The organism is Kordiimonas laminariae (assembly GCF_023008165.1).
Lineage (GTDB): Bacteria > Pseudomonadota > Alphaproteobacteria > Sphingomonadales > Kordiimonadaceae > Kordiimonas > Kordiimonas laminariae.
This window is the reverse complement of sequence record NZ_JAKQZA010000001.1, coordinates 507058-533362: the sequence shown is the minus strand read 5'-3', so window position 1 is coordinate 533362 and position 26305 is coordinate 507058. Positions and strand designations below refer to the sequence as shown.

Here is a 26305-nt window from a genome sequence, read left to right as displayed (position 1 = left end):
TAAAAATGACGAAGATACAGCCAGGCGGCACCATAGGGATTTTAGGGGGCGGCCAACTAGGCCGTATGATCGCTCTAGCCGCTGCTAATTTAGGGTATAAATGCCATATATTTTGCCCGGAAGAAAACAGTCCGGCATTCCATGTGGCTTATACTCATACAGTTGCTGATTATACGGATCAGGATGCGCTTAAGGCTTTTGCCGAAAGCGTTGATGTCATCACCTATGAGTTTGAAAACATTCCTGCTGAAACCGCAGAGTTTGTAGCGAAGATCAAACCGCTTCGCCCGGGGGTACAGGCGCTTTCGCTTACGCAGGACCGTTTGACAGAAAAAGAATTTCTCAATGATGCTGGTGTGCAAACCGCGCCTTTTATGGCATTTGAAACAGAAGAAGAACTGCTTGCCGCCTATAAGAAAATAGGCCACCCGGCTGTCGCTAAAACTAGGCGTTTTGGGTATGACGGTAAAGGTCAGGCAATGGTGAAATCCAAACTGGATTTTGATGATGTCTTGGCGGTTACCAAGGGTACTCCCGCTATCCTTGAAGGCTTTGTGCAGTTTGACCGGGAAGTAAGCGTGATTGTTGCTCGGTCTGTTTCAGGCGATGTAGCGGCTTTCCCTGTGGGCGAAAACGTTCATACCAATCATATTCTTGATACTACCACAATCCCCGCGAACGTATCAGAGCGCCTTGAAGCGACTGCCAAAGTAATGGCCACTAAAGTTGCAAATGCCCTTGATTATGTGGGGGTGATGGCTGTGGAGATGTTTGTAAACGATGATAGTGGTGAGATCGTGGTGAATGAGATTGCACCACGTGTTCATAACTCTGGTCACTGGACTATTGAAGGAGCGGAGACCAGCCAGTTCGAACAGCATGTTCGTGCTATTTGTGATTTACCGCTTGGTCAAACAGCAGCACGCGGCAAGGTGCTTATGAAAAACCTTCTTGGTAAGGATATTCTTGAGCATGAGAAATATCTGGATGATCCAAAAGCCAGCTATCACCACTACGGTAAGCAAGAACCCCGCGAAGGTCGTAAAATGGGCCATGTTACTTGGGTTGATAGTGAATGACTTTTATCCCTGCTGCCGAATCGCCGTTGGGAATGATGGAGTTTGCTTTTGGCGATTCTCCAGAGTTGGCCGATGAACTTCTTGCCCTTGTGCTTGAGGGTAAGAAAACAGCGACATGCGATGAGGCAGACAGCGAAGAAGTTTTCAAGGTTGGTAAGCGTCAGGTTGTTCTGAACGGCAAAGGAGACCGCGCCTGTGTGATTGAAACCACAGCGGTCGAACGTGTGAAATTTACCGATGTAACAGCCGCGCATGCAGCCCGAGAAGGTGAGGGAGACCTGAGCCTGAAATTCTGGAGAGATGTTCATATAGAATATTTCACCAGAACAGGTGCTTATGAACCTGATATGCTCCTAGATTGTATCACCTTCAAACTCGTGGAGGTATTCTGAACATAATAGCCTATACCGGGGCAATGCCCCGGTATTCGTATAGTTCGCGCATCAAGCCGTCCGGCCCTTCTGCTTCATAGAGAAAGTCCCACCCTGTCAGCGCTGGCTCAATAAGTTCACGCTGGGGTGTGTACAGCTCAAGATGTGCTGCCCCAAAATCCGCAAGAAGTTCTTCTGTTAATAACCCTAACAGCATCTGCGCCTCTCCCGCGGAAAGTGCATTCAGGATTGTGATTGTATCTTCCTGAGCTGTTGCTGTAGGGGCACTGCGGCCCACCAGCTTATAGTGGTGGGCACCACCTTTATATGTACATAAAAGTTCAGGCATAAATCTCACCTGTTATCCAGTTGGGCGCGTACAGCCTCAAGTCCCTGCAAAGTAATGCGGTAGGGGCGGCTGTTCTGGCTTTTGATAAAGCGGCGCTTTTTGAGTTTTTTGAAAAGCTCAAGCGTAAAGCCCGAGAGATACCATCCTTCACGGTTTACACAGTTTGCTTTGATAATTTTCCGGGCGTTATCGCGTTCGATTAAAATTAAACCACCCTGAGCGAGCGCATGAAGCGCACGTTGCTCGTGTTTGGAAATATTCACTGGGGAATTCTCCGAGATCCATAAGTAAAGGGCACGGGTACGAATGCGTATCCGTGTTGCTTATGAAACCTGCCGCGCTGTGGAAAAGTGTGTACCTACAGGGGCAGGTGTTAGCGGGTCTCGGTAGAATTGTTCATCAAACTCACTCCAAATGTGATGGCTGAAGCATATGGAACATTGCAAAGTTTGTCTAGGTTGATTTAATGCTGGGGTGTTTGCTGCGTATCAGGAGGTTGGAATGCTTAAATATTTTGTGAGTGTGTTGTTTGTGCTTGTTGTTTTCGGAATGCCTTCGAGAGCAGATGAAAATGCAGATGTTCGCGCCGTAACTGAGCTGGCTGAACGCTATATCAAAGCAACCTACGAAGCTGATATCTCTGCTATGCGTGAGATATTCCATGAAAACGCTGTGATGAACGGCCATCTGTTCGGGAATGAGCAGCTAGGCACACCGGAAGATTTCTTCAAAAGCCTGAGCGCAAATCCTTCTATGAAATCTGCAGGCGCACCTTTTAAAGGTTGGGTCGAAGATGTGCGGGTGACAGGGAATGTAGCTAGCCTTACAGTTAAAGAAACAGGCTTTTTCGGCAAAGCCAGCTTCACCGATTATATGCACCTCATTAAACTGAAGGGCCGCTGGTGGATTATCAGTAAGACATTCACCTCTGAATAATCAGGGGCGCGTTAACACCCAGGTTGCCCAATCAGCTTCCACTTTAAACCCGTGTTTTTCAGCGAATGCATTCACGGTCTGGCGCATAGGGTAGCCCTTAGTTCGGTTCCAGTGCCAGTCATCACCTGTGATACGGGCGTTTGGCCATAGTTCGATACAGACGTCGAGGTCATCAGGTTTTTTGGTGCTGTCGATATAAATCAGATCAGGTTCAAAACCTTTTTCTTTCAGGCTCGGTAGGGCCTCTGGTGAATAAGCGCGGTAGGGTACAAAGCGTTGCTCATAGCCCTTAAGGTTTGCCATAGCGGTGGCAAAAGGGCCCTGTGTTTCGATATCGCTGGCGAACTGTTCCTGCACTTTAATATCTGGGTAAGCGCGCGTAAGGTTCGGGCGGCCCACATATTTTTTGCACTGGTCAATGAGCCAATCAGACCACGGGTCTACGCCTACAATTTTCAATTCTTCTGAAACATTCATCCAGCGTTTGGCGGATGCACCTAGAAAGCAGCCAATTTCCAGCATGAATTTTGGTTTATCCGTACGGATGATTTCATCAATCAGTTCGCGCCCGCCGCCGCCAAGGCTGTAATCCCACGCGCGGATACCTTCCGGGTTTGGCCACGGGTTTTCTTCACGAAGTTTCTGGAATGCTGTTTCTGTCATGGCTTTTTACGCGTTTGTTTATATTTATTCCAAGTATGATGGGTCCAGTTGGAAAAGATATATGCAACATAAATGACAGGTCCCATGAACCAATGCTTTTCGAACGTCTCAATATACAAGGTGATCGGTTTTTCAAGGATAATATCGAAAGGTATTGGGCCTGACAGTAAGGCGCCTATAGGTAGCATACCAAAGCCAAAAAAGATCATGAATATGAGCGCATAAATATTATCGATAACAAAACTGAAGCGTTGAATACTTCCTGTGCCAATAAAGAAAATATTGTCAATTTCTTTATTAGTGTAGTTTTGTTGGAGCATAATTTTTCGAAGTATATGGAAATGGCCTGCGTTTAAGGCTTCCTGAAATTCAGGAAGGGCCATAACTTTCTTGGCGTGCTCTATTTCTTCAGTTTCGGTCATAATCTTTATGGCATATACAAAAAGGGCGCATGGTTGACCCCGCGCCCTTCTGGAAAACAGGTATTAAAGGATTGAGAAGCCTGTTGCTGCCCAGTCTTTATCAAAGCCTGCTAGGCCATTGTCTGTCAGTGGGTGTTTTGCAAGCTTGCGCAGCACATCAATTGGGAATGTTGCAACATCAGCACCGATGCGCGCAGATTCGAGAATGTGTGTAGGGTGGCGAACAGAAGCCACGAGGATTTCTGTATCGAACGCATAGTTATCATAGATATTGCGGATATCTTCGATCAGCTCCATGCCGTTGAAGCCGTTATCATCATGACGGCCAACGAACGGCGAAATGAAAGATGCGCCAGCTTTGGCAGCAAGAAGCGCTTGGTTCGCAGAGAAACAAAGCGTTACGTTCACCATGATACCTTCAGCGCGAAGAGCCTTACATGTTTTAAGGCCTTCAAGTGTTAGCGGCACTTTAACGGCGATATTGTCAGCAATTTTCGCGCACTTAAGGCCTTCTTTCAGCATAGTTTCGTGGTCGTGTGCTACTGTTTCAGCAGAAACCGGGCCATCAACTTCCTTGGCGATTTCAGTGATTACTTCGAAAAACTCACGGCCAGCCTTTTTAATAAGAGATGGGTTTGTTGTAACACCATCCAGAAGACCAGTTGCGTTTGCTTCGCGGATTTCATCAATATTGGCAGTATCGAGGAAGAATTTCATTTTATGCTCCTTGAGGCCCGTTTGGGGCTAGTCCCTTATCGCGGCCGACTATAACAAGACTATCCTATAAAGCGTGAGGATAGCTTACGCGCTGGTGTCTGCCTATTCGAGATTGGCGCATTTTTCAAGTGCTATAGGTAATTGCGCGCGTGGCTCTCTATGCTTATGGTGCGGGGAAAGAACGAAACAGGAAATTATGCAACAGTCTTCCCTTATACTTGGTGATGAAGAGGCCCTGGAGGCCACTCGGGTTAAGGTATTGTTACCACTGCCTCTTAATGGCCCTTTGGATTACCGTTTGCCGGAAGGCTCAGGCCCATTGGTGGTGGGGACGATTGTTGAAGTGCCGCTTTCGGGCCGCAAAATTGTTGGTGTTGTCTGGCCTGCGGGGAACAACGGCGGCGGTAAAACCCTGCCACTTTCAAAGCTGAAACCGATTGAGAGAATCGTAGACGTTAACCCCCTTGGGGAAGATTTGGTGAAATTTGCCGAATGGGTTTCCGCATACACACTGGCAAATTTGGGTGCTGTTCTTAGGATGTGTCTGTCGTCACCGGCTGCGCTCCAGCCTGTACCGACCAAACGTTACTATATGCTTGCAGACCCGCTACCACCCACACTGAAGATTACCTCTGCGCGCGAAAGCATTCTTGACTGTATTCAAGATGGTGAACCACGCCTTGTTTCTGAAATTGTGGAAATGGCTGGGGTGAGCGAAGCGGTGGTGCGTGGTTTCCATAAAGCAGGCGGTATGGTTTCAACCGAAATGTCTGTGGATAAGCCGTTTGGTGCGCCAGATGTCTCTATAGAAGGGCCAATTCTTTCGGAAGAACAAGATGCTGCGGCCTCTGCGATTCGAGAAAAAGTACAATCCGGCGGATTTGCGCCTTTCTTATTAGACGGTGTAACAGGTTCCGGTAAAACCGAGGTCTATTTCGAAGGTCTGATTGAAGCGCTGAAAGACCCTGAAGCACAAGTGCTGGTGCTTGTGCCGGAAATTGCGCTTACCTCCCAATGGATGGAGCGGTTTGTAAAGCGTTTTGGCACTCGGCCTGTTGTTTGGCATTCAGAAATCGGGCAGGCAGGCAGGCGGCGTGCGTGGAAAGAAATTGCGAACGGAAGTGCCCGTGTGGTGGTTGGTGCCCGTTCGGCGCTATTCTTACCGTTCCAGAAATTAGCGTTCATTACGGTGGATGAGGAGCATGATCCTTCCTTCAAGCAGGAAGACGGTGTTCTGTATCATGCACGGGATATGGCGATTGTACGGGCCAAACAGGCGGAATGCCCTGTGGTGCTGGCAAGCGCAACGCCTTCCCTTGAAACGCTCGTTAATGCGGAAGCTGGGAGATACCAGACGCTGAAGATGCGTGAACGACACGGTAGTGCAGTGCTCCCTGAAATGAAAGCGATTGACCTGAGGCATGAAGCACCTGAGGCAGGTACATGGCTTTCACCGCCGCTCGTAAAAGCAATTGAGGAAACCGTTGCTGCTGGCGAGCAGGCAATGCTGTTCCTGAACAGGCGCGGGTATGCACCGCTCACGCTGTGCCGCACATGCGGGCACCGAATCGAATGCCCAAGCTGTTCGGCATGGCTTGTGGAGCATAGGTTCAGGAAAGAGCTTCAGTGCCACCACTGCGGCTTCACCATGGAAACACCGAAAGAATGCCCTGAATGCGATACTGAAGATTCGCTTGTGGCTTGCGGTCCGGGCGTAGAGCGTATGTTTGAAGAAGCAACACAGCGGTTCCCGAATGCGCGAATCTCTGTGATGACCAGCGATACGATGACAACAACCAGTGAAACGGCCCGTGTTGTTGCCGATATTGCAGCGGGCAAGCTTGATATTGTGATTGGTACACAGATTGTAACCAAGGGCTATCACTTCCCCGGGCTAACGCTCGTAGGTGTTGTGGATGCTGATCTTGGTCTGCGCGGTGGTGATTTAAGGGCAGGTGAGCGGACGTATCAGCAGCTTGTGCAGGTGGCGGGGCGTGCGGGACGTGCTGAGAAGCCGGGTACTGTATATCTCCAATCATACGAGCCTGAACACCCTGTGGTGCATGCGCTTTTGTCGGGTGATCATGAAAGTTTCCTTGCGGCAGAGAAGGATGCTCGCCGCCTCCACCATATGCCGCCCTTTGGGCGTTTGGTGGGAATCATCCTTTCTGGTGAAGATATGAAAGATACGCTGGAGCAGGGACGTAAACTTGCTGCTTGCGCACCTGTTGAGCATGGAGTGGATTTTGTGGGTCCGGCACCCGCGCCAATGGCTCGGGTAAGGGGGCAACACCGATTCCGTATGCTGGTGCATGCAAGAAAACAGATAAAGATCCAGCCGCTTATCCGGGATTGGGTGATGAAAGCCCCTAAAATTAAAGGGGTGAAAATCAAGGTGGACATCGACCCATACAGCTTTATGTAAAAGCGTGAATCTTGAGCCTGAAAACGGTGTGAATTATGCCTCTTTATAAGAAGAATCGAAAATGAGGCATAAGGCGGCTTGCATGCTGTAATTCCCTGTGCTAGAGGGGTCACGCATTTTGGCTGGTTTGCGCCATGCTAAGACATTTTGTCTTGGAGAAAGCATTCCAAATTTTTTGAGCGTGTTCGGGGCCATTCGGCACCGTTTCACATATGATTAACTAGGTTCAACCTAGGGGAACGTCTGAAGTGACCTCGCACAAAGCGATAGTTTCTGGGATTACAGGCCGCTATGCGGTAGCGCTATTTGAACTCGCACAAGAGGGCAAAGCGCTTAAGGCGGTCGAATCCGATATGGCTTCACTGAAGGATCTGCTAGCAGAGAGCGCAGATCTTCGTGAGCTTGTTAGCTCTCCACTCATCAGCAGGGACGAACAGTCCAAAGGCATTGAAGCAGTTGCTAAAACTGCTGAGCTTTCCGAGCTGACTGGCAAATTCCTGGGCACACTGGCTGCGAATCGCCGCCTTGCTGCTCTTTCAGGAATTGTTACAGCGTTTGAAAAGCTTGTTGCTCACCACAAAGGTGAAATCAGTGCTGAAGTTGTTAGCGCGCATGCCCTAACAAAAACACAGCTGGCTGAGCTGAAGAAAAAATTGAAATCTGCTGTCGGCCGTGATGTTGCCATCGAAGCTTCTGTCGATGAAACATTGCTCGGCGGCCTGAAGGTTAAAGTGGGTTCCCGCATGGTGGACAGCTCACTTAGAACTAAACTCGATAACCTCGCAATCGCCATGAAAGGGGTTCAGTAATGGATATCCGTGCTGCGGAAATTTCCAAGGTCCTGAAGGACCAGATTGCAAACTTTGGCAACGAAGCTGAAGTTTCTGAAGTTGGTACCGTACTCTCAGTGGGTGACGGTATTGCTCGTGTATACGGTCTTGACCAGGTACAGGCTGGTGAGATGGTTGAATTTCCAGGTGGTGTTAAGGGCATGGCTCTTAACCTGGAAACTGATAACGTTGGTATCGTTATCTTCGGCGACGACCGTGGAATTAAAGAAGGTGACACAGTAAAGCGTACTGGCGCGATTGTGGACGTACCTGTTGGTAAAGGTCTTCTAGGCCGCGTTGTTGACGCGCTTGGTAACCCAATCGACGGTAAAGGCCCTATCGAAGACGTTGAGCGTACTCGTGTGGAAGTTAAAGCTCCTGGCATTATTCCTCGTCAGGGCGTTTCCGAGCCTATGCAATCAGGCCTTAAGGCGATTGATGCTCTTGTACCAGTTGGCCGTGGCCAGCGTGAGCTTATCATTGGTGACCGTCAGACAGGTAAAACTGCTGTAGCGATCGATAGCTTCATTAACCAGAAAGCTGTAAACGACGCTGCGTCTGACGATTCTGGTAAGATGTTCTGTATCTATGTTGCGGTTGGCCAGAAGCGTTCAACTGTAGCTCAGATCGTTAAAGCTCTTGAAGAGAACGGCGCGCTTGAATATTCAATCGTAATCGCCGCGACTGCTTCTGAGCCTGCACCTATGCAGTTCCTTGCACCATACACTGGTACAGCAATGGGTGAATATTTCCGCGATAACGGCATGCACGCTGTAATCGTACATGATGACCTGACAAAGCAGGCTGTTGCTTATCGTCAGATGTCTCTACTTCTTCGTCGTCCTCCAGGACGTGAAGCGTACCCAGGTGACGTATTCTACCTACACAGCCGTCTTCTTGAGCGTGCTGCAAAAATGTCTGACGAGCGTGGCGGTGGTTCCCTCACTGCGCTTCCAGTAATTGAAACACAGGCTGGTGACGTATCTGCATACATCCCAACAAACGTGATCTCTATTACTGACGGTCAGATCTTCCTTGAGACTGAGCTTTTCTATAAAGGTATCCGTCCTGCGATTAACGTTGGTCTGTCTGTATCCCGTGTGGGTTCTGCAGCGCAGATTAAAGCGATGAAACAGGTTGCTGGTTCCATTAAACTTGAGCTTGCTCAGTACCGTGAAATGGAAGCGTTCGCACAGTTCGGTTCTGATCTTGATGCCGCTACACAGCAGCTTCTGAACCGTGGTGCTCGCCTAACCGAGCTTCTAAAACAGGCACAGTATACACCGCTGCCAGTTGAAGAGCAGGTTGTTTCCATCTTCGCAGGTGTGAAGGGCTACCTGGACGGTATCGCAACAACAGACGTAACTCGTTTCGAAGAGCAGTTCCTTGCTGAAGTTCGTGCGAAACACGCTGATGTTCTTGCAACAATTCGTACAGAGCAAAAGCTTTCTGACGATACGACTTCTAAGCTGAAGTCTATCCTAGACGCTTTCGCAAAGTCTTTTAGCTAAGTAACCGGACGGGAGAGGCTGAGCAATGCCAAGCCTTAAAGATCTAAAAGTTCGCATTAACTCCGTTAAGTCGACGCAGAAAATTACTAAGGCCATGAAAATGGTTGCTGCGTCGAAACTGCGCCGTGCACAGGAAGCTGCTGAAGCAGCACGTCCTTATGCAGAGCGTATGGAGAAAGTTCTTGCGGGCCTCGGTTCTGCCGTGAAAGATCAACCTGGTGCTTCCCCGCTTCTGGCGGGGACCGGCTCTGATGATGTACAGCTCGTTATCGTAGCAACATCTGAGCGTGGTCTGTGTGGTGGCTTCAACACGAATATCGTGAAAGCAGCACGCCAACACATTAGCGAACTGGTTGCCGCAGGCAAAACTGTGAAAATCCTTTGCATCGGCAAAAAAGGCGTAGGCCTTCTTCGCCGTGATTACGGTGATCTGATCATCGACACCAAGGATATGTCTGGTGTTAAAAAACTTGGCTTTGCTGATGCACAGCCAATTGCACAAGAAGTGCTTGGAATGTTTGAGCGTGGTGAATTTGATGTCGCTACACTCTTCTACGCTAAATTCCAATCAGCTCTCGTGCAGATCAACACCAAGCAACAACTAATTCCTGCACCAATTCCAGAAGCAGCCAACGATGACGAAGGCGATGATCTGGCTGGTGCGATTTACGAGTATGAGCCATCAGAAGAAGCAATTCTTGATGACTTGCTTCCACGCAACGTGGCAATCCAGCTTTACCGTGGCCTTCTTGAGAATGCTGCGTCAGAGCAGGGTGCACGTATGACTGCGATGGATAACGCAACTCGTAATGCTGGTGACATGATTGATAGTCTGTCTATCACGTACAACCGTACGCGTCAGGCTAACATCACTAAAGAACTGATTGAAATTATCTCAGGCGCTGAAGCGCTTTAGTAATTACACGAAGGAGTGTAAAAAATGGCTAAGAATACTGGCCGCGTAACACAGGTGATTGGTGCTGTTGTTGACGTACAGTTCGACGATAGCCTGCCGACTATTCTGTCTGCGCTTGAAACAACAAACAATGGCGAACGCCTTGTTCTTGAGGTGGCTTCCCACCTTGGTGAGAACACTGTTCGCACAATCGCTATGGACGCGACTGACGGTCTCGTACGTGGTCAAGAAGTAACAGACACTGGTGCACCGATTTCTGTACCAGTTGGTCCTGAAACTCTAGGCCGCATCTTGAACGTTGTGGGTGAGCCTATTGATGAGCGTGGCCCTGTTGGTCACAAGCAAGTGGCTCCAATTCACGCTGAAGCGCCAGCTTTTGATGATCAGTCTACAGAACAGGAAGTTCTTGTAACTGGTATTAAGGTAGTTGACCTTCTCGCACCTTACGCAAAAGGTGGTAAGATTGGTCTGTTCGGTGGCGCGGGTGTTGGTAAAACAGTACTTATCATGGAACTGATCAACAACATCGCTAAAGGCCACGGTGGTTACTCTGTATTCGCTGGTGTTGGTGAGCGTACTCGTGAGGGTAACGATCTTTACCACGAGATGATCGAATCAAAGGTTATTAACCTGGACGGCGATTCAAAAGCTGCTCTCGTATACGGTCAGATGAATGAGCCTCCAGGGGCGCGTGCACGTGTGGCTCTAACTGGTCTTACACTTGCGGAATACTTCCGTGACCAAGAAGGTCAGGACGTACTATTCTTCGTAGATAACATCTTCCGCTTCACACAGGCGGGTGCTGAGGTGTCAGCGCTTCTTGGCCGTATCCCATCTGCTGTGGGTTACCAGCCAACACTAGCGACAGACATGGGTGCCCTGCAGGAGCGTATTACATCTACTAAGAAGGGTTCCATTACATCTGTACAGGCCGTTTACGTACCTGCGGATGACTTGACTGACCCTGCACCTGCTACATCATTTGCGCACCTTGATGCGACAACAGTACTATCTCGTCAGATTGCGGAGCTTGGTATTTACCCAGCGGTGGATCCACTAGATTCCACAAGCCGTATTCTTGATCCACGTGTACTAGGCGATGAACACTATGCTGTTGCTCGTTCTGTACAGGAAGTACTTCAGAAGTATAAGTCTCTCCAAGATATCATCGCGATCCTTGGTATGGACGAACTTTCTGAAGAAGATAAGCTTGTTGTGGCACGTGCTCGTAAGATCCAGCGTTTCCTTTCACAGCCATTCCACGTAGCGGAAATCTTCACAGGTATCCCTGGTGAGCTTGTATCTCTTGAAGATACAATCAGCGGCTTTAAAGCGATTGTAGCTGGTGAATATGATCACCTTCCAGAAGCTGCATTCTATCTTGTAGGTAACATTGAGCAGGCTATTGCGAAAGCAGAGAAACTTGCTCAAGACGCTGCATAATTAGGGTTGAAGGACATCATGGCTGAGACAATGCGTTTCGAAATCGTATCTCCAGAGCGTCTCTTGAGAGATACAGAAGTTGCGATGGTTGTGGTACCAGGTACAGACGGTGATTTCACCGCGCTTCCTGCCCACGCACCAATGATGTCCACACTCCGTCCCGGTGTTGTAGAAATCTTCGCGGAAGAAGGTGCTGAAGGTGAAGAGCTGTTCGTTAAGGGCGGCCTTGCACAAATCGGCGCTAAAGGTCTGACAATTCTGGCTGAAGAAGTGATTGCGCTTGATAGCGTGAGCGCTGATGATCTGGCTCAGAAAATTTCAGATACTCGTGAAGATATCGAAGACGCAAAGGATGATGTGGAGCGTGCATCCGCTGAAAAAGAGCTGGCTTGGATGACAGCTCTTCAGGATGTGATCGCGGCTTAATCAGCGGTTACTTCAATCGAATATTATGAAAAGGCGGCCTTGGGTCGCCTTTTTTGTTGGGTAATTCGACATGAAATGAATGCGAAGGTTAAAGGAGCAGCTCTTCAGCGACCTTTACGTACACATCGCGTTTGAAATCTACGATCTCACTGATAAGTTCTTCTCGGCTGGACCATTTCCAGCGGATGAATTCTGGGTGTTCTGTTTCAAGGTTAATCAAGTTTTCATTGCCGATTAGTTCAAGTAGGAACCAGTGTTGCTTCTGCCCGCGAAATTTGCCACCCCACGCCACGCCGACTAGGTCTGAAGGGAGATCATAGGCAATCCAGTCAGATGTCCGCTTGAGGACCTTCACAGCGCTTGCGGGTACACTGATCTCCTCCTCTAATTCCCTGAGCGCGGCTTCTTTCAAGCCTTCGCCTTCATCCACACCACCTTGCGGCATTTGCCATGCGCCTGGTCGGTCGAGCCGTTCGGCAGTGAATATCTTGCCTTCAGAATTCAAAAGAACAATGCCAACACAAGGACGGTAAGGAAGATCAGTCATTTGAGATATCCTGAATGGGATTTTTGAATTAGCGAGGAAGCGGCTGAAGGTCTGCCACAGCACTTACAGGCACAAAAAGGATCCCTTTATCAGCCAATGTATCTTTCCAAGTGTTGATCGCACGGATCGTAACTGGATAGGCACGAGCATGGCCAAGTGCAGCTCCTTGCGCTCTAGCTCGTTTTTCAAGCTCTTGAAGCTGGCTCATAATCTCGCTTTCGGACAGTACTTCATCCAGATTACGGTTATTGATCGCGGTTGGCATACCAATGGCACGAGACATAGTAGCCGCCACTGAATATTGTGATGAGCGGCTATCAACGAACATCAAGCCACGACGGTTTAGTTCGGCAAGAATAGGTCGGATACTGTCTGCAGACGCAGTAAAGCGAGATCCCATATGATTGATAACACCGACGTAACCTGTAAAGCGTGCCAGAGAAGATTTCAGTAGGTTGATGTTTTCCCGCGTAGTGCGCGCTGTTAACAGTGAAAACGGCCCCGGATCATTTTGAGGATAATTTACGGGTTCCATCGGAATTGTAAGGTAAACCTCGAAACCTTTTGTGCGGGCTTCTACTCCCCATTCATTCAACCGCGCTGAATAGGGTGAAAATGCTAATCCAACCTCTGTAGGCAAGCCGTCAATCGCGCGTTTGGTGTTACGGGATAATTTGCCAAGGTTAGTCATAATCAAAGCAACACGAGGTGAATTTCTGTCTGATGGTTGAGGCGCCGCATAAACATTACGAGGCTTGCGACCGTCATCAGCAATTTTCGGAAGAAAACCTTGGCTTGTTTCCTCTAAAAGTGCGGGTATTGCTTCGATTTGAATACTTGCCGTAGCAGTTTGAGGTGCCGGTTGATTATTCACAGGTGCTGCTTGACCAGGAGCTGGCAGGCTTGGCTGCTGAGTAGCAGGCTGAGTGCTGTTATTGTTTTCAATAGGCGCCTGAATAGGTTGATTAAGCGTAGCTTGTTCTTGTGTTTGTTGCTGAGGGGTATCCGTTTGTGATGTAGTCTGTGCAGGCGCATCCATGGAAGCTTTCTCCATGGTGTCAGCAGTATCCGTATCTTCTGCATGCGTGTTGGTTGATGCAGGCTGTTCTTTCGCCATGGGCGTGTGAACAGCTTCAAGCAGCACCAAACCACCAACAACGGTAATCAGGCTTAATGCCCAAGCGATTAGAAGCGCATTCAGGTTAGACGGCACGTTAGCTCGACCCTCTTTGTTTGCTACAAGCCAGAAGCAATTGCTTCTGGCAAGCGGCTATTGTTTAATTTCAGCTTCCGCCACTTGCTCTTCAGGCAAGCGGGAAAGGTTTTTCAATAGCTTAATCGCATATCTCAGTTGTACGTCAACCCGTTCTGGCTCTTTTCCTGCAGTTTCTTTTGTCGCTTCTTCAACAGAAACACTATTATCGAGAGCGCCTTCTTCACCACTGCGGTCAAGTTTGCGCTGGTCGTTTCTGATGACACCGTTTAAGTCTGCTTCACGGCGAGGCTGCGCATTGCGCTGGCTTTTTGGACGTGGGAACTGTAGTGGGATATCTGGCTCCACGCCACGCTCTTGGATAGAACGGCCACTTGGTGTGAAGTAGCGTGCAGTTGTCAGGCGAATAGCTTGGTTCGCGCGGCGACCTAAACGAATTTCACTTTGCACAGTACCCTTACCAAATGTTTTGTCACCAAGCACGATAGCACGGCGATGGTCCTGCAAGGCACCTGCAACAATTTCAGAGGCAGATGCAGAATAAGCATTTGTCAGAACAACAACAGGTAGGCCATCAAGCATATCACCCGGTGTAGCGTACCAGCGGTTATTGTTTTCTGGACGGCGGCCACGAGTAGAAACAATCTCACCACGGTCGAGGAAAGCATCTGAAATACGGATGGCTTCTTTTAGAAGGCCTCCCGGATTGTTGCGAAGATCTAGAATAACACCGTCAAGCGCACCACCAGATTGTTCCATCAATTTTTCAATAGCGTTTTCCACACCAACACCAGATTGCATGTTGAAAGTGGTTACACGGATATATCCGATTGTATCTTCTTCGATACGGTGGCGAACAGAGCGAACGAGAATTTTCTCGCGGATAATTTCCATATCAAAGGGGCCATCTTCACCTTCGCGAACGATGGTAACGATAATTGGTTCACCCACTTTGCCGCGCATTTCTTTCACGGCTTCTGTCAGGGTTTTACCGAGAATGGCATCACCATCAATATGGGTGATATAATCGCCGCCCTGAACACCTGCTTTGGCGGCTGGCGTATCATCGATAGGGGAAACGACTTTCACCACGCCGTTTTCCATCTGCACTTCAATACCTAGGCCACCATATTCACCTTCGGTTTGAACACGCACCTGCTGGAAAACATCGGGGTTCAGATATGTTGAGTGTGGATCCAGCGATTTCAGCATGCCTTGGATGGCAGCTTCGATCACTTCTTTGTCGTCCACTTCGTCTACATAATCATTTCTGACGCGCTCAAGAATATTCACAAGAAGATCAAGCTGTTTATATAGTTCATCTTCATCAGATTTAGATTTCTGTGCTTCTGCTGGCATAGCCATCATGAAAGCAATCAAGGCGCTCGTCACAAATTTACGCATTACATACCTTTCTACTCATCTGCAATCAGCGAGAAGCTAATTGCTTTTGTAACCAAGGTTCTGGGTTAATTGCGCGGCCCTTATGGCGCATTTCCAGATACAGCTGGTCTGTTTCATCACTCAGTGCCATGGTTCCTAGCGGTTCCCCTGTTAAAACCCACTGTCCAACAGCGCCTGAAAGTTCATCTAGTCCCGCAAGCAGACTATGGTAACCGCCTGCGTGTTCAACAATCAATAGTTGGCCATAATCTCTAAACGGCCCGGCAAAAACGATTTTCCCTTCATAGGGGGCAACAACTTGTGCACCTAATCGGGTTTCAATCTTAATACCTTGTGCATTTCCAACGGGTTCCTTGTCTCCAAAGTGGCTTATCAATCGTCCGATAGCCGGGAAGATCAAACTTCCTTTTCTGCGGTTTATCGGTACACCCGTTAAACTGGCGTTTGCACGTTCTATAACTTTAGGCCGTTTTTCAGCTAAACGTTTCGCTTTTGCGGCCTGCTGTTCCAGTTTTGCGATCAAATCCTGCAAGTTTTTAGCATCACGTGCAAATTTCTTTAGTTCACGTTCCAGTGCTTCTGCTTGCTGAGACGCTTTTTGCGCTTCACTTCTGCGCTGTCTTACCAGTAGATCAATTTTTCCTTGATTAAGGGTTAACTGCTCCAAGGTATTTTTAAGGGCAAAGCGTTCTTCACCTAACTCCTTTTGCATATTGGCAAGCAATGTAAGCTCGCCTCTAAGTGCTTGGGCTTTTTCCCTAATATCAGGAATGATGGTACCCATCAGCGAAGCGCTTCTTGCTGTTGTAAGGGCTTCCCGTGGCTGAAGTAAGGCAAGAGCTGCTGGGCGCTTGGAAAGGCGTTCAAGAACAGAGAGCAGTTCCAGAAGTTCATCCTGTCTGCCATCTAGCCGTTGTTCTTTATCCCGTACTTCAATTTCCAAGATTTCAATACGGTTTTCGAGCCTACTGGCGTTCGCCTCTGAGGATCGGATACTTTGTGCGAGCTCAACAAGCTGAATAGAAAGCCGTTCCGCTTCACTAAGGGCGAAGGTGCTTTTATCTTCCAGTTCTTGTTTTTGAGCTTCCGTTTCTTTGATGGTTTTGGTGATTTCTTCCAAACGCCGTTTAGCGGCTTCATTTTTTTCCTGCGCCAGAAGAGGCTGGCTTACCATGAGCGTAGTAGCCAGCAAGCCGCTTAAAACCAATCGGCTATGAGCAAAGTGCCCTTTATATTGCCGCTTAAGCAGAGGCACGAACGTCCGCTTCATTTGATACGAGTGATCGGCCTGTCATCTCTGTTGGTTGCTCAACACCCATAATAGAGAGAAGGGTTGGCGATACATCGGCAAGACTACCATCTTCAAAACTTGATTCATGGTTTATAAGAAGCGCTGGCACATCAAAGTTTGTGTGTGCTGTGTGCGGTTGGCCTGTGTTTTCATCAACCATCTGTTCCACATTGCCGTGGTCAGCGGTGATGATCATAGCGCCGTCTACCTTTTTCACTGCTTCTTCAAGACGAGTGATGCATGCATCAATGGTTTCAACAGCTTTAATAGCCGCTGATAGTACGCCTGTGTGGCCCACCATATCCGGGTTCGCGTAATTAACAATGATTGCGCCGTACTTGCCGCTTTCAATCGCTTCTACAAGCTTATCGGTTACCTCAGGCGCTGACATTTCTGGCTTGAGATCATATGTGGCCACATCGGGTGACGGGATAAGGATACGGTCCTCGCCCTCAAATGGGTCTTCAGCGCCGCCGTTAAAGAAGAAGGTAACGTGGGCGTACTTCTCTGTCTCTGCTATGCGGAGCTGTGGAATGCGAGCATTTGCAAGTGTTTCACCAAGGCTGTTTACAATATTTTCTGAAGGGAAAATTACCTTTAGAAACGCATTGTGAGCGCTGGAATATTCAACCATGCCGGTTTGTGCGGCAAACTTAATTGTGGTGCTGCGGTCAAAACCGTCGAAGGCTGGGTCCACAAGTGTGGTCAGGATTTCACGAGCACGGTCAGCACGGAAATTAGCCATAAGAAGGCCATCACCATCTTGCATGCCGGCATAACCACCAACAAGTGTTGGCTCTACAAACTCATCATTCTCATCACGTGCGTAAGCAGCTTCAATGCCCTCAATGGAATTTGTAGATGTATAAGCCGCATCACCTCTAACCATAGCGTTATAGGCTTTTTCCACACGGTCCCAGCGGCTGTCACGGTCCATAGCCCAGTAACGGCCTGTCATCGTTGCGATAGAAGCATCATTTGCACTTGCTATGTCAGCTTCGAATTTCTCAAGGAACGGTAGGGCAGAGCGTGGCGGTGTATCGCGGCCATCCATAAAGGCGTGGATGCGCACAGGCACCCCAGCTTCAGCAATAATTTTTGTAAGTGCTGTCATATGATCCTGGTGGCTGTGCACACCACCCGGTGACATAAGGCCCATCAGGTGCGCTGTGCCACCGGATGCCTTAAGCGCATCAATAAAAGCAACAAGTTCCGAGTTGCTTGCAAGCTCACCAGTTTCAGCAGCTTTATCAATGCGCGGCAGGTCTTGCATCACCACGCGGCCACCACCAAGGTTCGTATGACCTACTTCAGAGTTACCCATTTGGCCGTCAGGCAAGCCAACAGCCAGACCACTGGTTTTCAGCCATGCACGCGGCACACTGTTCCACAAGCGGTCATAGGTTGGGGTATTTGCCAGTTTAATCGCATTATCCGCTTCCTGTTCGCGGTATCCAAAGCCGTCCAATATGCAAAGAACAACTGGTTTTTTCGGCGTGGCTGTGTTTGTGCTCATGGCAAATCCGTTACTCGTCTGACAGTTTAACTAGGGCGTTAATCCCTATGATAAGGGTGCCCAGTAATGATCGACCAGGCACGATATATTTGTTCTGATAGCATAACCCGCACCATCATGTGAGGCCACGTTAAACTACCTAAGGCAATTTTCAAGTCTGCACGGTTGAGAACACTGCTATCCAGCCCGTCGGCACCGCCGATTACAAAAGCAATATGGCTGTAGCCAGCCATCTGCCAGTTATCAATTTTACCAGCGAATTCACGGGATTTGAAATTCTTGCCGTTCTCATCCAGTACCACAAGGGCGGCGCCGTCTGGCACAGCCGCGAGCAAGCGTTCGGCCTCACGCTTCTTGCGTTCAGCCGCTGTACCCGCGGGCTTTTTCATATCGATTTCTATGATATTGGTCTTCCAGGGAAGGCGCTTTTGGTATTCATCCACAAGCGCCTGTTCAGGACCCCGTTGCATACGGCCAATAGCGATGATTGAAATGTGCAAAACAGCCTCTTCGAAGCGAAAAGCTTCGGTCAATATCCTGATAACAGAAAGGCAGGGTGATTAGTTCACCACTTCCTTGTCATCAAGATCAGCACCCCACATTTTATCCAGATTATAGAAGCTGCGAACTTCAGGGCGGAAAATGTGAACTACAATATCGTTAGCATCGATCAATACCCAGTCAGCTTGCTCAAGGCCTTGAACAACAAGGTCTCTGTGGCCAGCTTTTTTTAGATCTTTGATAACATAATCAGCAAGCGCAGCAACTTGGCGCTGAGAGCGGCCATTCGCGATAACGATATAGTCTGCAATACCTGATTTACCAGCAAGATCAATGGATACGATGTCTTCAGCCTTATTGTCGTCAAGGCTGGTAACTGCTGTTTTTAAAAGATCCTCAGCAGCGAGTGCCGGGGAAGGATCAGCGACGCTTGGCGTCTCCGATGATGTGTGCAACTAGGTGTCCTTTCTTTTCCAATTCGCATACCAATTATCACCAACTTGGTTACGAATTTGTGTTGCCGAACCCGGATGACGGGGAATCGTCATAAAGGTCCATGCAGGTGTTTTAGATCGTTTAAGCCTTCGATACGGCACTTGTTTGCGAGCAAACTGCCGGGCAAATTGGCTCTTCAATCCTTTTAAAGCATACTCTGACCGGTCAAAAACCGCAATGGGTAGGATTCCTGCTATCTTTTGCCAATCCCGCCAATGGTGGAAAGTGGCAAGATTATCAGCGCCCATCAGCCATATAAAGTTTGTGTGCGGTAGTTCTGATTTCAAGGCAGAAACCGTATGTATGCTGATGTTTGTCTCAAGTTCTGATTCGATATCTCTTACCCGGAAGCCTGCACTGCCGCCTACACGGTCGGCTACGCTTTCCATGCGTTCTTCTAAGCTTGCCATCCCTTGGGTTGGTTTTAAGGGGTTGCCGGGGCTTACGAGAAACCACACTTCATCAAGACCAAGGCGTTTTTTTGCTTCCCTAGCAATATGGATATGGCCTTTGTGGGATGGATTGAAGCTACCGCCATAAAGGCCGATGGATCGGCCTCTATATTTTGCAGCTTCCCTGAACAGGGTGCCGGATTTCCAGGGGGTATTCACGAGCGGGTTTGCCCCGTGCCGCGTACTTGATACTTAAAGCTTGTTAGCTGCTCTAGCCCAACAGGGCCGCGGGCATGAATGCGGCCAGTTGCAATACCAATTTCTGCACCCATACCAAATTCACCGCCATCCGCGAACTGGGTAGAGGCATTATGCATTACAATGGCGCTGTCTACGCATTTTAAGAATTTCTCTGCGGCTTCTGAATTTTCAGTGATGATTGATTCTGTATGCCCGGAAGAGTGAACAGAAATGTGTCCTATGGCATCGGCTACACCGTCCACGAACTTCACAGAAAGGATAGGCTCCAGATATTCTGTATCCCAATCTTCATCTGTAGCTAGTTTGTATGAAGCATCTAGTGCCGCGATAGTTTCATCACCGCGGATTTCACATCCCAAAGCCGCGATAGGTTCGATAATCTCTAAAGCTCTATCAGCGATCTTGCGATCAATCAGCAGTGTCTCCATGGCCCCGCAAATGCCTGTGCGGCGCATTTTAGCGTTAAGCGCTACGTCTTTTGCTTTTTCGATATCAGCATCTGCATCCACATATACGTGGCAGATGCCTTCAAGGTGCGCAAACACGGGCACTCGGCTTTCGTTTTGAACACGCTCAACAAGTGAACGGCCGCCACGAGGTACGATGATATCAATCACGCCTGTCATCTTCAGCATCATACCAACAGCACAGCGATCACGGGTTGGTACAAGCTGGATAGAATCAGCAGGTAGACCTGCGCCTTCTAAGCCTTCTACCAAACATTCGTGAATGAGCGTACTTGAATGGAAGCTTTCACTGCCGCCGCGCAGGATAACCGCATTACCCGCCTTAAGGCAGAGTGCGCCAGCATCTGCCGTTACATTTGGGCGGCTTTCATAGATCACGCCAATCACACCAAGTGGTACACGCACACGGCTGATGTTCAGGCCAGATGGTTGGTCCCACTGGGCCATAACATCACCTACGGGGTCATCCAATTTGATGATTTCTTCAAGGCTGGCTGCAATTGCTTCAATACGCGTATCGTCCAGCTTCAAGCGGTCAATCATCGCGTCCGTCAGGCTTTTTTCTTCACCGTAGATAATATCTTTGGTGTTGGCAGCAAGCAGGCGGCTTTTGTTGGCGCGCAGGCTGTCAGCCGCCATTTGAAGCGCTTTATTCTTTTGTTCTGTCGGGGCTTGAGCGAGCACACTTGCAGCTTTGCGGGCGCGTTCGCCCATGCCTGTCATCAACTCAACAATTTCCTCAGCGGTCTGCACCCTCAGTACTCCTACAATAAAACCAGGTCATCGCGGTGGATTAGGGAAGAGCGACCTGCATGCCCAAGAATGGCATTGGCTTCGCTGCTTTTAAGCCCCATCATTTTTTCCGCATCTGATGCCGGATATGATATCAACCCTTGTCCGACGAGATGGCCATCTGGCCCCATGATAGCAATAAGATCACCCCGTTCAAAATTGCCGTCAACTTCTGTAACACCCGCTGAAAGAAGACTTGCGCCTTTCTTTAAAGCGTTTACGGCACCTTCATCCACATGGATAAAGCCCTTTGGTGCCATCATGCCCTGTATCCACTGTTTCCGAACCGCCAGCGGGGTGGTGGTTGCCGGGAACAATGTGTTGCGCTCTCCGCCCAAAAGGCGCTTCACAGGGTTCGGTTTGTCGCCGTTCATAATAATCATCGAGCAGCCACCGGCTAGCGCAATTTTCGCTGCGCCGATCTTGGTAATCATACCGCCTGAGCCCACCCCTTGCTGTGCAGGTGGCCCGGCCATATCCTCAATGTCGGCTGAGATGTTTTCGATCACCGGCAGATGCTGTGCATCAGCATTAGAACGCGGATCAGCATTGTAAAGGCCGTCGATGTCGCTCAGGAGTAAGAGCGCATCTGCGCTTGCCATTTGGGCCACACGTGCTGCCAGTCTGTCGTTATCGCCAAAGCGGATTTCAGTGGTAGCTACAGTATCATTTTCGTTGATCAGCGGTACGGCGCCGTGATCAAGCAGGGCTTCAACCGTGTTACGCGCGTTCAGGTAACGCGGCCGATCTTCCATATCATCAATGGTAAGAAGCACCTGAGCAATTAGCGTATCATGCTTGTCAAAGAGAGACTGATAAGCTTGCGCTAGTTTGATCTGCCCAATTGCCGCCGCCGCTTGTGCTTCTTCAAGCTGCTTGGGGCGAGATGTGTAGCCAAGCGCTTCACGGCCCATGGCAATCGCGCCGGAAGAAACGAGAATAACCTGCTTTCCTTCAGAGCGGAGCATGGCCACATCATCGGCGAGTGCTTCCATCCAGTCTTTGCGCAGGCCATCACCGTCCACAAGTAAAGCCGAGCCGATTTTAATCACGACCCGGTTTGAAGTTTTCAGAAGTGTATGATGGCTTTCGGCTTGCATAATCTCTCGCTAAATTGGAGACCAGCCGCCTGTGCTTTCAGTCTCTTCTTCCTGCTCTTCTTCGATTTCTTCTTCATCTTTACGGCGGTTAGCCATATCAACTTTTACGATTTCCCAGAGAGCACCGAGAACTTCTGGCACATTGCCGCCAGTGGCACCTGAAAGTGGATAAACCACATCACCGGAAGCTTCCTCAAGGGCAGCTTTCTTTTCAGTAATTTCTTCGTCAGTCAGGCTATCAATTTTATTCAGGCCAATGATCATTGGTTTGCCAATCAGCTCACCGCCATATTCATTCACCTCATTCATGATGGTCTCATAGGCGTCCACCACGTTTTCTTGCGTACCGTCGATAAGGTGGAGAAGCACACCACAGCGTTCAACGTGCCCAAGGAAACGGTGACCAAGGCCAACACCTTCACTCGCGCCTTCGATAAGGCCCGGGATATCAGCCATCACAAATTCATTGTTCTTGAAGCCAACCACGCCTAGTTGTGGGCGAATGGTGGTGAACGGATAATCTGCAATCTTCGGGCGTGCGCGAGAAACGGCGCTCAGGAATGTGGATTTTCCGGCATTCGGCAAGCCAAGCAGGCCAGCGTCAGCGATAAGTTTCAGACGCAGAACAATCCACATTTCTTCGCCTTCACCACCTGCTGTACAGCGGCGAGGTGCGCGGTTTGTGGATGTTTTGAAATGAGTGTTACCAAGGCCACCTTCACCACCTTTTAGAAGGGTGATTGTATCACCTTCTTTTGCAAGGTCGGCGAGGATAAATTCCTGATCTTCATCATAAATCTGGGTGCCAACAGGTACCTTCAGGATCATGTCATTACCGGCAGCACCCGTCATGTTTTTACCCATGCCGTGCTGGCCTTTTGGCGCTTTATAGTGGCGCTTATAACGGTAATCTACGAGCGTGTTCAGGCCTTCGACAGCTTCAAAAGTGATATCGCCGCCTTTGCCGCCATCACCACCATTTGGGCCGCCAAACTCTACGTACTTTTCACGGCGGAAAGAAACAATACCGTTTCCACCCGGGCCGCTTTTTACAAAAATTCTTGTCTGATCTACAAATTTCATGGGCGCCTTGTAACAGATAGTGAAGCTGTTGATAACCCGCAGAAATGCTTATGCAGGCAATTTATTTTTGCATGAGTGGCAAATTTAGCCTGCTTTTGCTTCTTGTGTGCTGGATTGAGAGTTTTTGTTGATGGTATCAGACAGGCATTTATCGAATTTACTATAGAGCTCTGTACGGCCCGCTTTACGAGAATAAGCCAAATAAACCGGCATCATGTTAAGTGACTGTTCTGAAGCAACCACTTTATCTTCGAGGCCTTGCAGGGAAACACCGTATTCTCCCATACGTCTGTCACCAACAAAGGCATATAGTCGGTTTCGGGAAATACTAAGCGCCATGGCATCATATCGTTCGCGGGCGGCCAGTTTGAAGCGTTTTTGCTTTTTTGCGACTTCAAAAGCTTCAGAGATGTATACGTTTCTGATTGTGCCGATAGTTTTTCCGTATAATTCGCGCAAATCTGCACTGATTGGCTGCTTGTTTTCCTTTAGCGTGAAAACGGCCATATCAAGTGTGAAAATTGGTTGCTCGGAAAAAATATAGGTTTTGTCGCGCCCATTTGTTTTGGCGAGAGGCGCAATAGCATCTGCATGCCCCATCTCTGCATGCCTGAGAGCACGTGCCCAAGTGTGATTGCTCAGTTCGATCTGAATATCGCAGTTTTTACCAGCAGCTTTCAGGATATCGGCACCGATGCCGGAGACAGAACCATCATCTGCATAATTGAAATAGGGCGGTACATGAGTAGCGATCAAACGCAAAGGAGTTTGGTCTTCCTCGGCATATGAACTTCCGGATAAACATCCGATCGATGTCGCTAATATTAATAACACTCGAAACATTTGTTTCAGTCTATCTATTTCTTGGGCTGTCAACGCAAGGCGTCGTAAGGAAAAAAGCCCAGACTGACAAGCCTAATTTGAGGGTCAGCCTGGGCGAATCACTTAAGTGATTAGTATTACGCTATATATTTTTAACATCTGTTAAGAAGCTTTTGACCAGTCTTTGTAATTCTTCATTGTATTTTGCAAGTATACTTGATGATTCTTGCACTTTTGAAGAAGAGTTACGCGTTTGACTGGCGATGGTTTGAACTGTTTCCACGCGATGAGATACGGTTTCAGTCCCTTGATAAGCTTCTTGAACACTGCGAGAAATTTCGCTGGTTGCGGCTCCTTGCTCCTGTACAGATGTAGTGATGGAGGCTGAAATTTGGCTGGTGGCCTCAATTGCCCCTTTAATAGAATCTACAACAGAAGTTACTTCGTCTGATACAGCTTGAATGTTGCGAACATGTTGTGCGATATCTTCCGTCGCTTTCGCTGTTTCATCTGCAAGTGATTTCACTTCATGGGCTACAACTGCAAACCCTTTACCGGCATCACCTGCGCGGGCAGCTTCAATGGTAGCATTGAGAGCAAGAAGGTTGGTCTGTTCTGCGATATCATTGATAAGCTTCACCACTTCACCACTTCACCAACTTTCTCAGAGGACTGATTGAGCTGATCAACAATAGTGGCCGCTTTTTCGGCTCCCGATACCGCATTGTTGGATTTATGGCTGGATTCAGCTACATGACGGCCAATTTCCTGAATAGAAGCGCTAAGTTCCTCAGTAGCAGAAGCTACGGTTTGCACGTTGGCATTTGTTTCTTCGGCAGCGGAAGCAGCAGCAGAGCTTTCTGCTTCATTTCCTTCAGCCTGCTTTGCCATATCGTTCGCAGTTATATCCAGTTCGCCAGCGGCTTGAATTAAAGCTTCAAGGGCTTGGTTCACTGAGGAATCAAAACCTGCTGTAAGTTCTTCCATTTTCTGAACTTTAGCTTCCCGTTGCCTTGCTTCTTCTTGTTCTAGGGCCAGTGCAGCCGCTTTTTCCTCTTCGGCCTGAAGGCGGTCTTCTTCTTCCCGTTGTCTTTGGACTTCCTCACCGGCTCTGGCTTTTTCTTCAAGTTTCAAGCGTTCCCGGGCATTTTGTTTGAAGGAATAGATTTAGCCATCTGGCCTATTTCGCTACCGTAATCAATAAAGTCTACATGGGTATCAAGGTTGCCGTCAGCTAGTGACACCATTGAGTTCCTGAGTGATTTCAGCGGGCGAGCTATACTGCGGAAGGTAATGAAGCAAGCAGCCAACAGTAAAACAGTGCCAAGAACGGTTAGGATAATGATGGTGATCAGGCTCGAATAAGCGCTGGATGAAAGTGCTTCTGTTTTATTCCGAATAGTCTGTATTTGAAATAATGCCTTTTGTTTCAAGAGCATGGTCACGCATTTGCTGAACGCGCCGAACAGGTGTTCCTGCGACTGTCCTGTCATACATAGCGGCCACCTCAGCGGAACTATAATCTTTGAAGGTACCCATAAAGGCATTTTGCGCTTCAATCAGTCCTACGAAACGGTTGTAAATATTGGTAGGGAAAGTGCCTTTACTAAAACCATTATTACCCATCGCGCGTTCTTGCCCAGCACGTTCTTTCTGCTCCAGTAGGCCAATATAAGAAGTGATTTCACGCGAAATATCAGCATCTCGGCTCAGAAGGGCCATGCTTTTGATGATATCCAAAAGTTCAGCAATCGTGCCTGTATAATATCCTGCCATTTGGCCTACAGAGAGCTGGCCGTCGTTGATGGACTTACGGGTTTTGCTAAGTGATTTTAGGCTGTTTTGTGCCTTAGTGATCAGGTTGGAAAAATCGTTTCCGAAGGCGGCACTGTCAAAATCAGAAGTTGTTGCCTGAAAAAGTGCTAATTTAGTGTCCGTATCTTTCCGTTGGTTATTCATATTGCGCTGACTGTCGCCCGCACCTTCTGAACCAATGAAACCAGCTGAGCGTCCGCGTTCTTTTTGTAGTTCATGCACCAGGTTGCTGACAGATGGCGCATAGTGTGAAAGCTGACTCAATGCTGCGGCTTCTGAATATGTAGAAGCTGCATTGAAAGCCGTTTTTACTGCAAAAAATAGAGCAATGAGAAGAGGGGCTATAGCGAGGGCAGAAATACGAGCAGCTAGTGAAAGCTGATTCAGTTGTTTTTCCATAATGGAATACCTGATTATTAGCTATTGAATTTTGAATTCAATTCAAAGTTTCTATGCACTTTGTGTATAGTAATAGGATTACCCAATAGTTAACCATAGCTGTACAATTCAACTAACAA

Annotated in this window: 30 protein-coding genes; 9 read left to right on the top strand and 21 right to left on the bottom strand. The window is 48.5% G+C overall.

The window, feature by feature from the left end; all coding sequences use genetic code 11:
• The first annotated feature begins 5 nt into the window (after positions 1 to 5).
• Both MF542_RS02545 and MF542_RS02540 read left to right on the top strand, forming a co-directional pair.
• On the top strand, positions 6 to 1079 hold the full coding sequence (locus tag MF542_RS02545; protein WP_247015621.1) for a 5-(carboxyamino)imidazole ribonucleotide synthase: 1074 nt from the start codon (positions 6 to 8) through the stop codon (positions 1077 to 1079).
• Positions 1076 to 1471 (top strand): ASCH domain-containing protein, encoded by a 396-nt coding sequence (locus MF542_RS02540; RefSeq protein WP_247015619.1) that lies wholly within the window; start codon positions 1076 to 1078, stop codon positions 1469 to 1471. The genes MF542_RS02545 and MF542_RS02540 overlap by 4 nt, the downstream gene beginning before the upstream one ends.
• Before the next feature lie 10 nt (positions 1472 to 1481).
• Here MF542_RS02540 and MF542_RS02535 read toward each other — a convergent pair whose 3' ends face one another.
• On the bottom strand, positions 1482 to 1799 hold the full coding sequence (locus tag MF542_RS02535; RefSeq protein ID WP_247015617.1) for a hypothetical protein: 318 nt from the start codon (positions 1797 to 1799) through the stop codon (positions 1482 to 1484).
• Positions 1800 to 1804: 5 nt separating this feature from the next.
• The gene (locus MF542_RS02530) at positions 1805 to 2062 is read right to left on the bottom strand and encodes a YjhX family toxin (protein WP_247015615.1); all 258 of its coding nucleotides are present in this window, start codon (positions 2060 to 2062) and stop codon (positions 1805 to 1807) included.
• Positions 2063 to 2300: 238 nt separating this feature from the next.
• On the opposite strand from MF542_RS02530, the gene MF542_RS02525 reads away from it, so the two are divergent.
• Positions 2301 to 2735 (top strand): nuclear transport factor 2 family protein, encoded by a 435-nt coding sequence (locus MF542_RS02525; RefSeq protein ID WP_247015613.1) that lies wholly within the window; start codon positions 2301 to 2303, stop codon positions 2733 to 2735.
• On the opposite strand, the gene MF542_RS02520 is transcribed toward MF542_RS02525, so the two are convergent.
• The 3 genes from MF542_RS02520 to fsa form a co-directional block, all read right to left on the bottom strand.
• Complete coding sequence (locus MF542_RS02520) at positions 2736 to 3398, bottom strand: class I SAM-dependent methyltransferase (protein WP_247015611.1); 663 nt, start codon at positions 3396 to 3398, stop codon at positions 2736 to 2738.
• Positions 3395 to 3820 (bottom strand): hypothetical protein, encoded by a 426-nt coding sequence (locus MF542_RS02515; protein WP_247015609.1) that lies wholly within the window; start codon positions 3818 to 3820, stop codon positions 3395 to 3397. The genes MF542_RS02520 and MF542_RS02515 overlap by 4 nt, the downstream gene beginning before the upstream one ends.
• 63 nt (positions 3821 to 3883) lie before the next feature.
• Positions 3884 to 4537, bottom strand: a complete 654-nt coding sequence (gene fsa, locus MF542_RS02510; protein WP_247015607.1) for a fructose-6-phosphate aldolase — start codon at positions 4535 to 4537, stop codon at positions 3884 to 3886.
• A 196-nt stretch (positions 4538 to 4733) separates the two neighbouring features.
• On the opposite strand from fsa, the gene MF542_RS02505 reads away from it, so the two are divergent.
• The 6 genes from MF542_RS02505 (at position 4734) to MF542_RS02480 (ending at position 12088) form a co-directional block, all read left to right on the top strand.
• Positions 4734 to 6962: a primosomal protein N' gene (locus tag MF542_RS02505; RefSeq protein ID WP_247015605.1), complete on the top strand. Its 2229-nt coding sequence runs from the start codon at positions 4734 to 4736 to the stop codon at positions 6960 to 6962.
• A 248-nt stretch (positions 6963 to 7210) separates the two neighbouring features.
• The gene (locus MF542_RS02500) at positions 7211 to 7771 is read left to right on the top strand and encodes a F0F1 ATP synthase subunit delta (RefSeq protein WP_247015602.1); all 561 of its coding nucleotides are present in this window, start codon (positions 7211 to 7213) and stop codon (positions 7769 to 7771) included.
• On the top strand, positions 7771 to 9303 hold the full coding sequence (gene atpA, locus MF542_RS02495) for a F0F1 ATP synthase subunit alpha (protein WP_247015600.1): 1533 nt from the start codon (positions 7771 to 7773) through the stop codon (positions 9301 to 9303). The genes MF542_RS02500 and atpA overlap by 1 nt, the downstream gene beginning before the upstream one ends.
• 25 nt (positions 9304 to 9328) lie before the next feature.
• The gene (locus MF542_RS02490) at positions 9329 to 10219 is read left to right on the top strand and encodes a F0F1 ATP synthase subunit gamma (RefSeq protein WP_247015598.1); all 891 of its coding nucleotides are present in this window, start codon (positions 9329 to 9331) and stop codon (positions 10217 to 10219) included.
• 24 nt (positions 10220 to 10243) lie between these two features.
• Positions 10244 to 11662: a F0F1 ATP synthase subunit beta gene (gene atpD / locus MF542_RS02485; protein ID WP_247015596.1), complete on the top strand. Its 1419-nt coding sequence runs from the start codon at positions 10244 to 10246 to the stop codon at positions 11660 to 11662.
• Between the two features lie 18 nt (positions 11663 to 11680).
• Positions 11681 to 12088, top strand: a complete 408-nt coding sequence (locus tag MF542_RS02480) for a F0F1 ATP synthase subunit epsilon (RefSeq protein WP_247015594.1) — start codon at positions 11681 to 11683, stop codon at positions 12086 to 12088.
• A gap of 88 nt (positions 12089 to 12176) precedes the next feature.
• Here the strand turns inward: MF542_RS02480 and MF542_RS02475 are convergent, their stop codons facing one another.
• The 16 genes from MF542_RS02475 to MF542_RS02400 all read right to left on the bottom strand — a co-directional run bounded on the left by MF542_RS02475 (position 12177) and on the right by MF542_RS02400 (position 26186).
• On the bottom strand, positions 12177 to 12635 hold the full coding sequence (locus MF542_RS02475; protein ID WP_247015592.1) for an RNA pyrophosphohydrolase: 459 nt from the start codon (positions 12633 to 12635) through the stop codon (positions 12177 to 12179).
• A gap of 28 nt (positions 12636 to 12663) precedes the next feature.
• Positions 12664 to 13848 (bottom strand): divergent polysaccharide deacetylase family protein, encoded by a 1185-nt coding sequence (locus MF542_RS17760; protein ID WP_247015590.1) that lies wholly within the window; start codon positions 13846 to 13848, stop codon positions 12664 to 12666.
• A 57-nt stretch (positions 13849 to 13905) separates the two neighbouring features.
• A complete protein-coding gene (locus MF542_RS02465) occupies positions 13906 to 15252 on the bottom strand; it encodes a S41 family peptidase (RefSeq protein WP_247015588.1) in 1347 nt (448 codons plus the stop codon).
• Positions 15253 to 15277: 25 nt separating this feature from the next.
• Positions 15278 to 16507: a murein hydrolase activator EnvC family protein gene (locus tag MF542_RS02460; RefSeq protein ID WP_247015586.1), complete on the bottom strand. Its 1230-nt coding sequence runs from the start codon at positions 16505 to 16507 to the stop codon at positions 15278 to 15280.
• Entirely contained in the window at positions 16494 to 18059 is a 1566-nt protein-coding gene (gene gpmI / locus MF542_RS02455) for a 2,3-bisphosphoglycerate-independent phosphoglycerate mutase (RefSeq protein ID WP_247015584.1), read from the bottom strand. Before gpmI ends, MF542_RS02460 begins: the two co-directional genes overlap by 14 nt.
• Before the next feature lie 38 nt (positions 18060 to 18097).
• Positions 18098 to 18553, bottom strand: a complete 456-nt coding sequence (gene rlmH / locus MF542_RS02450; RefSeq protein WP_343264830.1) for a 23S rRNA (pseudouridine(1915)-N(3))-methyltransferase RlmH — start codon at positions 18551 to 18553, stop codon at positions 18098 to 18100.
• Between the two features lie 66 nt (positions 18554 to 18619).
• Positions 18620 to 19015, bottom strand: a complete 396-nt coding sequence (gene rsfS, locus MF542_RS02445) for a ribosome silencing factor (RefSeq protein WP_247015580.1) — start codon at positions 19013 to 19015, stop codon at positions 18620 to 18622.
• The gene (nadD, locus tag MF542_RS02440) at positions 19016 to 19666 is read right to left on the bottom strand and encodes a nicotinate (nicotinamide) nucleotide adenylyltransferase (protein WP_247015578.1); all 651 of its coding nucleotides are present in this window, start codon (positions 19664 to 19666) and stop codon (positions 19016 to 19018) included.
• A complete protein-coding gene (locus tag MF542_RS02435; protein ID WP_281501509.1) occupies positions 19663 to 20898 on the bottom strand; it encodes a glutamate-5-semialdehyde dehydrogenase in 1236 nt (411 codons plus the stop codon). Before MF542_RS02435 ends, nadD begins: the two co-directional genes overlap by 4 nt.
• 41 nt (positions 20899 to 20939) lie before the next feature.
• On the bottom strand, positions 20940 to 22067 hold the full coding sequence (proB, locus tag MF542_RS02430) for a glutamate 5-kinase (RefSeq protein WP_247015574.1): 1128 nt from the start codon (positions 22065 to 22067) through the stop codon (positions 20940 to 20942).
• A 9-nt stretch (positions 22068 to 22076) separates the two neighbouring features.
• Positions 22077 to 23150 (bottom strand): GTPase ObgE, encoded by a 1074-nt coding sequence (gene obgE, locus MF542_RS02425; protein ID WP_247015572.1) that lies wholly within the window; start codon positions 23148 to 23150, stop codon positions 22077 to 22079.
• An 84-nt stretch (positions 23151 to 23234) separates the two neighbouring features.
• A complete protein-coding gene (locus tag MF542_RS02420) occupies positions 23235 to 23912 on the bottom strand; it encodes a substrate-binding periplasmic protein (protein WP_247015570.1) in 678 nt (225 codons plus the stop codon).
• A gap of 202 nt (positions 23913 to 24114) precedes the next feature.
• Positions 24115 to 24612 (bottom strand): methyl-accepting chemotaxis protein, encoded by a 498-nt coding sequence (locus MF542_RS02415; RefSeq protein WP_247015568.1) that lies wholly within the window; start codon positions 24610 to 24612, stop codon positions 24115 to 24117.
• Positions 24609 to 25106, bottom strand: coding sequence for a hypothetical protein (locus MF542_RS02410; RefSeq protein WP_247015566.1), 498 nt, complete (start codon positions 25104 to 25106; stop codon positions 24609 to 24611). Before MF542_RS02410 ends, MF542_RS02415 begins: the two co-directional genes overlap by 4 nt.
• A complete protein-coding gene (locus MF542_RS02405) occupies positions 25103 to 25405 on the bottom strand; it encodes a HAMP domain-containing protein (protein WP_247015563.1) in 303 nt (100 codons plus the stop codon). Before MF542_RS02405 ends, MF542_RS02410 begins: the two co-directional genes overlap by 4 nt.
• Positions 25362 to 26186, bottom strand: coding sequence for a nitrate- and nitrite sensing domain-containing protein (locus MF542_RS02400; RefSeq protein WP_247015561.1), 825 nt, complete (start codon positions 26184 to 26186; stop codon positions 25362 to 25364). Before MF542_RS02400 ends, MF542_RS02405 begins: the two co-directional genes overlap by 44 nt.
• Positions 26187 to 26305: the final 119 nt, after the last annotated feature.

Excerpts from the sequence above, each read along its gene's own strand:
- MF542_RS02545 (WP_247015621.1), top strand. The coding sequence starts at position 6 with ATGACGAAGATACAGCCAGGCGGCACCATAGGGATTTTAGGGGGCGGC.
- MF542_RS02540 (WP_247015619.1), top strand. The coding sequence starts at position 1,076 with ATGACTTTTATCCCTGCTGCCGAATCGCCGTTGGGAATGATGGAGTTT.
- MF542_RS02535 (WP_247015617.1), bottom strand. The coding sequence starts at position 1,799 with ATGCCTGAACTTTTATGTACATATAAAGGTGGTGCCCACCACTATAAG.
- MF542_RS02525 (WP_247015613.1), top strand. The coding sequence starts at position 2,301 with ATGCTTAAATATTTTGTGAGTGTGTTGTTTGTGCTTGTTGTTTTCGGA.
- MF542_RS02520 (WP_247015611.1), bottom strand. The coding sequence starts at position 3,398 with ATGACAGAAACAGCATTCCAGAAACTTCGTGAAGAAAACCCGTGGCCA.
- MF542_RS02515 (WP_247015609.1), bottom strand. The coding sequence starts at position 3,820 with ATGACCGAAACTGAAGAAATAGAGCACGCCAAGAAAGTTATGGCCCTT.
- fsa (WP_247015607.1), bottom strand. The coding sequence starts at position 4,537 with ATGAAATTCTTCCTCGATACTGCCAATATTGATGAAATCCGCGAAGCA.
- MF542_RS02505 (WP_247015605.1), top strand. The coding sequence starts at position 4,734 with ATGCAACAGTCTTCCCTTATACTTGGTGATGAAGAGGCCCTGGAGGCC.
- atpA (WP_247015600.1), top strand. The coding sequence starts at position 7,771 with ATGGATATCCGTGCTGCGGAAATTTCCAAGGTCCTGAAGGACCAGATT.
- MF542_RS02490 (WP_247015598.1), top strand. The coding sequence starts at position 9,329 with ATGCCAAGCCTTAAAGATCTAAAAGTTCGCATTAACTCCGTTAAGTCG.
- atpD (WP_247015596.1), top strand. The coding sequence starts at position 10,244 with ATGGCTAAGAATACTGGCCGCGTAACACAGGTGATTGGTGCTGTTGTT.
- MF542_RS02480 (WP_247015594.1), top strand. The coding sequence starts at position 11,681 with ATGGCTGAGACAATGCGTTTCGAAATCGTATCTCCAGAGCGTCTCTTG.
- MF542_RS02475 (WP_247015592.1), bottom strand. The coding sequence starts at position 12,635 with ATGACTGATCTTCCTTACCGTCCTTGTGTTGGCATTGTTCTTTTGAAT.
- MF542_RS02465 (WP_247015588.1), bottom strand. The coding sequence starts at position 15,252 with ATGCGTAAATTTGTGACGAGCGCCTTGATTGCTTTCATGATGGCTATG.
- gpmI (WP_247015584.1), bottom strand. The coding sequence starts at position 18,059 with ATGAGCACAAACACAGCCACGCCGAAAAAACCAGTTGTTCTTTGCATA.
- MF542_RS02435 (WP_281501509.1), bottom strand. The coding sequence starts at position 20,898 with ATGACAGGCATGGGCGAACGCGCCCGCAAAGCTGCAAGTGTGCTCGCT.
- proB (WP_247015574.1), bottom strand. The coding sequence starts at position 22,067 with ATGCAAGCCGAAAGCCATCATACACTTCTGAAAACTTCAAACCGGGTC.
- obgE (WP_247015572.1), bottom strand. The coding sequence starts at position 23,150 with ATGAAATTTGTAGATCAGACAAGAATTTTTGTAAAAAGCGGCCCGGGT.
- MF542_RS02400 (WP_247015561.1), bottom strand. The coding sequence starts at position 26,186 with ATGGAAAAACAACTGAATCAGCTTTCACTAGCTGCTCGTATTTCTGCC.